This window comes from uncultured Caldilinea sp. (assembly GCF_937128415.1).
Lineage (GTDB): Bacteria > Chloroflexota > Anaerolineae > Caldilineales > Caldilineaceae > Caldilinea.
The window spans coordinates 1-8,161 of sequence record NZ_CAKZMJ010000080.1 but is presented as its reverse complement, the minus strand read 5'-3'; the positions used below and the strand labels follow the sequence as shown (position 1 = coordinate 8,161).

Below are 8,161 nucleotides of genomic sequence, written 5' to 3'. Positions count from 1 at the left end.
TGCGCCAGAACTGGCAGGCCTATTTGGGCGGCTACGCCTATGATCCCGGGCTGCTCATGGGATTCGCCGATCTCTGGTTGTGGGGCGTTCTCTTCATCGCTGCGCTGGGGCTGGTCTTGCGTGGAATCAAACCGGCGAGCGCGAGGGGGCGCGCGTCTGCGCCGGGCAGTCACGTCTTCGCTTTGCTGTTCACGCTCATCTGGCTGATGGGCGGCCTGGCGCTCTACTACCTCGCTGTGCTCGATCGCAGCGCCTTTCACGTGCGCTACGCCAGCTTTGTGACGCCGGCGCTCTATACGCTGATCGCAGTCGGACTGATGACGTTTGTGCGCTGGCGACGATCTGCGCCTGCGCTGCTTGCGCTGGCGCTCGCCGTCGGCCTGGCGCACGGCGCGCACGCCGATCTGTACGACGCCCGTTTCGACCGGGAGCACGTCGCCGCGCTGACGCAATGGCTGCGCGAGACAACCACGCCGGAGGACGTCATCTTTGTCGATCAGAAATATCCGTTCGGCTTTTACTATCAGCCCTACGCCATCGACGCCGAGGAGACTTTGCCTGCCTCAGCAGCTGCGCCCGCCCGCTATCTGTTCGTCGACATCAACACCATCGACCGGCGCTTGACGGAGTGGGCGGGCCAGGCGCGGCGCGTCTTCTGGGTGCAATGGTTCGAAAGCGACACCGACCCCCGACGGTCGGTGCCCTTTTTGCTCGATAAATACGGGCGCCGCGCCGGCGAACAGTGGTTTCATGGCTACGCCGTCGATTGGTGGGAGCTGACGCCCCCCACGCATTTTGAGCTGGCGCCGCAAATGCAGCCTCTGACCTTGCAGTTCGAGCGCGCCGTGCAAACTGTCGAAGCGTCGCTGCCCTCGACGCCATTGTGCCCGGGCGAGCCGCTGCCGGTGGTGTTGCGTTGGCGGCGCGCACCGGGCGGCGCAGTCGATCGACCGCTCAAGGCGCGCGTCGCTCTGTACGACGCAGCGGACAATCGGCTAGCGCAGGCCGACGAACGGCTGCTCAACGACCGTCACCTGGCGCCCGCCCACTGGTCGATGGAGGATCGGCCGTTGGGCGTTTACTTGCTCGCTGCACCCGACGACCTTGCGCCTGGACGGTACGCGCTGCGCCTGCTCGTCTACGATGCAGAAACGCTCAACCCCTTGACGTGGATCGATGAAGCCGGCAACCCTGCGGGCATTGAGCCGGAGTTAAGCCCAGTGGAAATCGCTGCGGCGGAAATTTGTGAAAGGAGCGCGCCATGAAGCGAATGTCCAGAGGCTTCGGCGGGCTGCTCGCGTTTGTTATCGCGGCGGCGCTGGTCATCGTCTGGTGGCGATGGTCCGAACGCCCGGCCTCAACGCCGCCAAGCGAACCGCCGCCTCTGGCGATCGTCGCGACAGACGCAGATGCAGCGACGGCGCATTCCTCGCCGCCTGCTTCGTCGCCCCAGGAGCAGGTCGCCGTTCCTGCATCGGCGGACGCCCTGAAGACGCCGACAAACGCCACAACATCCGCAGAAGCTTCGGCGGAAAGCCCACCGACGGGTGCGTCCACCGCAACGCCGACGCGCGGCCCCCCCGAACGCATCGACGGTCTCCCCGTCATCACACTCGATGAGCTTCCGCCTGAGGCGCTCGACACGCTGGCGTTGATCGAACGCGGCGGGCCTTTCCCGTTTCGTCAGGATGGAACCATCTTCCAAAATCGGGAGCGCCGGCTGCCCCTGAAACCCGCCGGCTATTATCGCGAGTACACGGTGATCACGCCGGGCGCCAGCACGCGCGGGGCGCGCCGCATCGTCGCCGGCGCAGGCGGCGAGCTATATTACACCGACGACCATTACGCCAGCTTTCGTCGAATCTGGAAACCATGAGCGACTCCATCGCATCCCTGCTTCTCTCCACAGCCCCAGGGCTTTATCGCTGGCCGACGTCGCTTTCTGTGCGCACTCTGGCGCAGGCGGTGGATGCGCTTGGCTGGCGTTTTTTTCATCTGGACGGGCGCCGTGCGCGCGACAAGATGGGCTTTCTGTGCGCGGCGGCGGAGGCGATGGCGTTTCCCGACTATTTCGGCGAGAACTGGGACGCGTTTGAGGAATGCATCAACGACCTGGCCTGGTCGCCTGCGCCCGGCTACGTGCTGCTGTATGAGCACGTCTGGTGGTTTGCGTGCGCTCACCCGGCGGAGTGGCGCACAGCAAGAAGCATCCTACAGGATGCCTGCACAAACTGGGCGCTGCAAGATGTGAAATTTTTTGTGCTCCTGCGCCATACGCATGGGTGCAGCGGCGTAGACGCTGCGCTGCACGTCATCAAGGCTCAGTCCTCGAAAAACGACCTCTGTTGAGACCATCTGCGCACCATCTCGCATTGCGTCCAGGTCTCCGGCGAGGCGCGATGGGCGTTGGGCAGTTCCTTGCGCAGTCGAGCGATCGTCGCCAGCGCCTCGTCGCCGCTCATGCCCTGTTGCACGAGATAACAACCGATCACCACCCCTGTGCGCCCGACGCCGCCGAAGCAATGCACGTAGACGGTTCGCCCCGCCTGCAATGCAGCGTCAATATGAGCAAGGATGGCTTGCATCTGCGCGACTGAAGGCGTGCCCATGTCGGGAATCGGCGAGTTCCAGTGCTCCACCTTGCAGCCTCGCAGGGCAGCTTGTTCGAGCAGCAACGGCCGGTAAGGGCGAAGGTCGTATTCGCCGGGCTCGGTCAGGTCTACGATGACGTCTACACCGATATCCAGCAATGCGGCCACGCGGCGTCGCGCCGTCGGCAGATCGACGGCGCATGGATAGGGGCCGGCCAACAGACCGGGCGCCACCCGATAAGCGCCGGGCAAATCGATGTGCAGCGGTTGGGCGTCATTCATGTTGTTCCACATCCAGAGGCAACGCCACAAAGAACGTGGCGCCTTTGCCCGGCTCGCTCGTCGCCCAAATGCGGCCGCCGTGCGCTTCGACGATCGCTTTGGCGAGATAGAGTCCAAGACCGGCGCCCGCCGTCGAGCGGCGCAGAGAGCTGTCCACGCGATAGAAACGGTCGAAAATTTTCGGCAACTCTGAAGGGGGGATGCCGATGCCCTGGTCGGCGACATAGACGATCACGTAAGTCCCCTTCGGCAGCGACTCCGGCGGCTCGATGGGGGGGCGTCCATCCATGCCTTCGGCGCGCCCATCCGTCCCGACGCGCTGCACCCATCCACCGATGCGAATGACGCCGCCCTGAGGTGAATACTTGATTGCGTTATTGAGCAGGTTCGTGAACACCTGGCGCAGTCGTTCTTCATCTCCCCACACATACGGCAACGGTTCGTCGAACATCACTTCGATGCGATGATGACTGGTCTGCGTGCGATAGGCGTCGGCGACCTTTCGCAACAGCGCGTCGAGCGCAACGTCGCCCAGTTCAAGTTTCAAGCCCTTGGCCTGAATACGGCTGACGTCGAGCAAATTGTTGATCAGCGCCTCCAGGCGATCCGCCTCTTCCTCGATAATCTGCAAGCCGGCTCGGGCAGTCTCTGCGTCCCAATGTGCGTCTTCGCGCGCCAACGTCTGCGCGTAGCCTTTGATCAAGGCAACCGGGGTCTTGAGCTCGTGGCTGATGATTGAAGTGAAGATGGACTTCATCTCTTCTTCCTCACGGAAGCGGGTGATGTCGTGGACGTTGACGATGATATTGATCAGCCGGCCATTTTCTGTATAGAGCGGGGTGAAGGTCACCGACAGCACCAGCCGTTTGTCGCCGGGGCGAATCAACTCGCCTTCGCAGCGCAGGTGCGGGTCGGGGAAATGGCCGGTGTAGTTTTCATCGCCGCAGAAATCGACCCCACTCGTGACCACCAGCGGCAACACCGCGCTGCAAGGGCGTCCGATGGCGTCTTCAGGCGACACGCCCACCATGGTCGCTAGGGTCTGGTTGATCGCTACGACGATGCGATCGCGGGTCAGGATCATAATGCCGTCGGCGCTGTTGTTCAGAATGGTGATCAAGCGGCTGCGTTCGGCATTGAGCAGTGTATAGAGGCGGGCATTGCGCACCGCAATCGCCGCCTGATCGGCGAACCCTTGCAGAAATTGCCAGTCTAGCTGAGAAAATGCGTAATTCCCGCGGAACAGATAGATGACGCCGAGCAGGTCCTCTTCAAAGAGCAGCGGCAGCACAATGACCTGGCCGAGCGTGATGCCAAGGTCGGCTTCCACCTGATGCACCCGACTCGACAGATCGATCGCAAGCGGCTCCCCCATCGCTGTGTTGGCGACGGCCTCCTGCACCAGCCGCATCGCCGTGGTATCCAACAACGGCTCGAAATAGGGCAGCGCTTCGGTGGGGATGGCGTACAGAGCGCGCACCTGAAAGCGCGGCGTCGCCGAAAGCGCCGGGTCGAACAACGTGTGTTCGGATTGCAGCAGGATCATCCCGGCCGGCGCGCCGACCATCTGAGCGGCGCTGCGCAAGATCAACTCCAGCAGGCTGGGCAGGTCCAACCGCGACGTCATCGCGCGAGAGATCCGCAGCAGGAACTCCAGTTGGCGGAGCTGATAAGCGGTCAGCAGGGTGGGAACGTTGGCGGACATCTGTCAGTTACGCCAGCAAGCTGGCGTTGTCGAAACCATCGGGCAACAGGGCGCGCACCGTCGTCGTGCGATAGGCGCCGGTTTCATCGGCGATGTAAACGACCATGTCTGGGCCCAACTCGATCATCACCTGCCGGCAAGCCCCGCAGGGTGAGCCGCCGTTGCGCGTGACGACGGCCATGGCGGCAAAGCGACGTTTGCCCTGGGCGATCGCCGCAGTCAGGGCGACGCGTTCGGCGCAGATCGTGGAAGGATAGGCCGCATTCTCGACGTTGCAGCCCAGAAACACCTCGCCGTCCTCGGTCAAGACGGCGGCGCCGACGGCATAGTTGCTGTACGGAGCGTAGGCGCGCGTACGAGCCTCCTTTGCCGCCTGGATCAATTCGATTGGACTCATGATTGGTTTGCCATTCCCGAAGGTTTGAGCCACGAATTTTGACTATGCACGGATTTGGTCTCTTCCACTTCGTCGCTTTCCTGCAACGCTGGGGGAATTCGCTCTATGCGCACCTGATTGATCCGTCGGCCATCCACCGAAAGCACAATGAATCGCCAGCCTTCCAGCTCGAGCGCTTCCCCCTGCTCCGGCACATGACCCAGACGACTGTAGATCAGGCCGCCCACCGTGTCGGCTTCTTCTTCCTCCAGATCGATGCCTAACACATCCGACAGCGTGTCCAGATCGAGACGCGAATTGACGATGTATGTGTTTTCGCCGGCGGGCTGAAGATAGGCCTCTTCCGCCACATCATATTCGTCCTGAATGTCGCCGACAATTTCTTCCAGAATATCCTCGATGGTCACCAGTCCCGCCACGCCGCCGTACTCGTCGATGACGATCGCCAGGTGGACGCGCTGCTGTTGCATTTCGCGCAGGAGAGCAGTCACTTTTTTACTGGCGGGAATAAAGTATGGCGGTCGCAATAGCTCGCGAATCTGCACATCCATGCGCTGATCGCGGAAGCACTTGAGCAAATCTTTCGCATACAGCACTCCGACGATGGCGTCGATGGTGTCCTCATGAACCGGGATGCGGCTGTGCCCGGCCTCGATAATTGTATCGAGCGCCTCGCGCAACGGTGTGTTCACATCGAGCGTCACCATGTCGATGCGCGGCACCATCACTTCACGCGCCACCGTCTCGTCCATTTCCAGGATGCTGGCGATCATTTGCTTTTCGCTCTCCTGGATTTCGGACTCTTCTTCGTTGACCTGCATCAGCAGGCGCAGGCCGTCCTCAGAGAGGAAGATCGACTCGTCTGGCTCCTCTTCGTCCTCGCCGCTCAAACGCAACCCGGCGCGATAGAGCAAGAAAGTGACAGGGGAAAGCACCTGCATCACCGGACGCAAAAACGGCGCCAGCGCGAAGGCGACGGCATCGGGGTTGCGCAGAACCAGGGAACGCACCACGATCTGGGTGACCGCCAGCGTCAACCAGGTGCCTAGAATCCCGATCAACATGCCGGACAGCGGGAAGCGCGTCAGCAGCATATATCCAGCCGCCAACCCTGCGGCCACGAGGCCGAGGCTCTTGAGCAGCATAATGGTGAGCCAAAAGCGGGCGGTGTCGGCCAACTGCTCGCTGAGCATCGCTGCGCGGGCGTCGCCGGCCTCGCTGCGTTTGCGCACCTCACTGCGGTTGACGGCGGACAGCGCAATCTCGGCGGCGGCGGCCAGGCCGATGAAGAAGAGAGCCGCCGCCAGAACTATCCATGCAACTAGGTCTGATTCCACAATTTACTCCTCCGCCCCCCCCTGTGGAGGCGTCCTGTCTTCCACCTTGTGCACTCGCGCCGGCACGCCATAGGCCGTAGCGTGCGCCGGGATGTCCCGCGTGACGACGGAGCCGGCGCCGGTGCGGGCAAACTCTCCCACTACCACCGGAGCCACGAGCATGGTGTCGCTGCCGATAAAGGCATGATCACCGATAATTGTTTTCGATTTGTGAACGCCATCATAATTGCATGTGATCGTGCCTGCGCCGATGTTGACGTTGGCGCCGACCTCTGCATTGCCGATATAGCTGAAATGCCCCATCTTGACGCCGGGCCCAAGGTAGCTATCCTTCACTTCGCCGAAATTGCCCATGTGCACGTTCTCTCCCAGATGGGCGCCCTTGCGCAGATGGCTAAAAGGTCCGATCTCCGACCCTTGGTCCATGCGGGCCTGCTCCAGTACGGAATAGACGACGCGACAGTGGTCGGCGATCTGAGTGTCGATAATCTGGCTATACGGCCCGATCGTGCAATGGCGACCGATCACCGTGGCGCCCTGCAGAAGACAACCGGGCCAGATGGTCGTATCGGCGCCGATCTGCACGGTGTCTTCAATATAGGTCGAGAGCGGATCGACAACGGTTACACCTTCTAGCATATGGCGCTCCAAAATACGGCGCCGTAAAATCGCCTCCGCTTCAGCAAGATGGACGCGGTTATTTACGCCATAGACATCCTCGAGCGGCGCTTCCAACGTCACAATCTGTCGTCCCTGACTCGCCGCCATGGACACCAGATCGGTCAAATAATACTCCCCCTTTGCGCTTCTGGGAATGTATGGAAGGTTCTGGCGCAGCCAGGCGGCGTGAAAACAATAGACGCCGGGGTTCAGTTCCTGAATTGCCAGCTGTTCGGGCGTGCAATCTGTTTCTTCCACAATAGCTGCAACGCTTCCGTCGCTGCGCCGTACAATGCGACCAAATCCCTGGGGATTTTCACGCTTGACCGTCAGCATGGCGATCGCCAGCGTCGGACTGGATGCATGCGTCCGGTACAAATCTAGAAGACGACGCAAGGTTGCTTGCGTAAGCAACGGCATGTCGGCGTAGGTGACGATTACGGCGTCGGCGTCCTGCGCCACAGACGGCAAGGCTTGCAAAACGGCGTGACCCGTTCCTAGCAGTTCTTGCTGTTCAGCGTAGACGGCGCGATCTCGCAGATAGGAGCGAACCAACTCCTGTCCATGTCCGACGACAACGATCGGCGGAGCGTCCACAAGCGACTCAACGGCGCGCATCGCCCAATCGACCATTGGCCGCCCCATCAAGGGGTGCATCACCTTGGGATATTCTGATTTCATGCGCGTGCCGTATCCGGCGGCGAGAAGAACTGCGGTGATTTTCATAGCTCTATTTGCACGATGTGGGCTGTAGAACAACGGTATAGAAAGTTTTAAAAACCCAACTATGGACTAAACACGTAAAGGCCTCATCGAATTTTTCGATAGAGACCTTGAAGAGCCTGTATGAAGTATATAATCCAGACGGAAACGCAAACTTCGTCTGTATTTTCAGCAGATGGAGATGCGAGTATGGCGAAATAGGCGGCGGTTCGTCATCCATCAGATTGCTAATTCAATGAACATTTCATTTACATTCGCCATTATATCATGAAATAAGCATGTTGAACAACGTGGAAAAAGCTGGGGATGCATCCCTGTTCTTTAACAGGGGACGTTTAGAAGTTCGCCTTGAAAGAGGCGTGCCGAGAGGCGCAGTGGCGGTGCGTATCAAAACATCAACAGAGTATGTTGGCGATGGCCTACTCTCACACAGGCCGAGGCCTGCACTACCATGGGCGCTGGCGGG

Annotated in this window: 7 protein-coding genes and 1 pseudogene; 3 read left to right on the top strand and 5 right to left on the bottom strand. The window is 60.8% G+C overall.

Annotated features, from left to right (window positions below; genetic code table 11):
* The 3 genes and pseudogenes from Q0367_RS14985 to Q0367_RS14975 form a co-directional block, all read left to right on the top strand.
* Window positions 1–1,265 (top strand): annotated as a pseudogene (locus Q0367_RS14985) (hypothetical protein); the annotation flags it as partial.
* Window positions 1,262–1,876: a ribonuclease domain-containing protein gene (locus Q0367_RS14980; RefSeq protein ID WP_298983208.1), complete on the top strand. Its 615-nt coding sequence runs from the start codon at window positions 1,262–1,264 to the stop codon at window positions 1,874–1,876. The pseudogene Q0367_RS14985 and the gene Q0367_RS14980, both read left to right, overlap by 4 nt.
* Window positions 1,873–2,349 (top strand): barstar family protein, encoded by a 477-nt coding sequence (locus Q0367_RS14975; RefSeq protein ID WP_298983206.1) that lies wholly within the window; start codon window positions 1,873–1,875, stop codon window positions 2,347–2,349. Before Q0367_RS14980 ends, Q0367_RS14975 begins: the two co-directional genes overlap by 4 nt.
* Here the strand turns inward: Q0367_RS14975 and Q0367_RS14970 are convergent.
* From Q0367_RS14970 to glmU, 5 genes are read right to left on the bottom strand one after another with little or no spacing between them, the layout of a single operon-like run.
* Complete coding sequence (locus tag Q0367_RS14970; RefSeq protein WP_298983204.1) at window positions 2,322–2,873, bottom strand: fused DSP-PTPase phosphatase/NAD kinase-like protein; 552 nt, start codon at window positions 2,871–2,873, stop codon at window positions 2,322–2,324. The genes Q0367_RS14975 and Q0367_RS14970 overlap by 28 nt on opposite strands.
* Window positions 2,866–4,578, bottom strand: a complete 1,713-nt coding sequence (locus Q0367_RS14965; protein WP_298983202.1) for an ATP-binding protein — start codon at window positions 4,576–4,578, stop codon at window positions 2,866–2,868. The genes Q0367_RS14970 and Q0367_RS14965 overlap by 8 nt, the downstream gene beginning before the upstream one ends.
* 7 nt (window positions 4,579–4,585) lie before the next feature.
* A complete protein-coding gene (gene cdd, locus Q0367_RS14960; RefSeq protein ID WP_298983200.1) occupies window positions 4,586–4,975 on the bottom strand; it encodes a cytidine deaminase in 390 nt (129 codons plus the stop codon).
* Window positions 4,972–6,312 (bottom strand): hemolysin family protein, encoded by a 1,341-nt coding sequence (locus tag Q0367_RS14955; RefSeq protein WP_298983198.1) that lies wholly within the window; start codon window positions 6,310–6,312, stop codon window positions 4,972–4,974. The genes cdd and Q0367_RS14955 overlap by 4 nt, the downstream gene beginning before the upstream one ends.
* 3 nt (window positions 6,313–6,315) lie before the next feature.
* Window positions 6,316–7,698, bottom strand: coding sequence for a bifunctional UDP-N-acetylglucosamine diphosphorylase/glucosamine-1-phosphate N-acetyltransferase GlmU (glmU, locus tag Q0367_RS14950; protein WP_297639334.1), 1,383 nt, complete (start codon window positions 7,696–7,698; stop codon window positions 6,316–6,318).
* Window positions 7,699–8,161 lie beyond the last annotated feature (463 nt).

Bases quoted from the DNA above. Each gene is read 5' to 3' on its own strand.
- Q0367_RS14980 (WP_298983208.1), top strand. From the start codon at position 1,262: ATGAAGCGAATGTCCAGAGGCTTCGGCGGGCTGCTCGCGTTTGTTATC.
- Q0367_RS14975 (WP_298983206.1), top strand. From the start codon at position 1,873: ATGAGCGACTCCATCGCATCCCTGCTTCTCTCCACAGCCCCAGGGCTT.
- Q0367_RS14970 (WP_298983204.1), bottom strand. From the start codon at position 2,873: ATGAATGACGCCCAACCGCTGCACATCGATTTGCCCGGCGCTTATCGG.
- Q0367_RS14965 (WP_298983202.1), bottom strand. From the start codon at position 4,578: ATGTCCGCCAACGTTCCCACCCTGCTGACCGCTTATCAGCTCCGCCAA.
- cdd (WP_298983200.1), bottom strand. From the start codon at position 4,975: ATGAGTCCAATCGAATTGATCCAGGCGGCAAAGGAGGCTCGTACGCGC.
- glmU (WP_297639334.1), bottom strand. From the start codon at position 7,698: ATGAAAATCACCGCAGTTCTTCTCGCCGCCGGATACGGCACGCGCATG.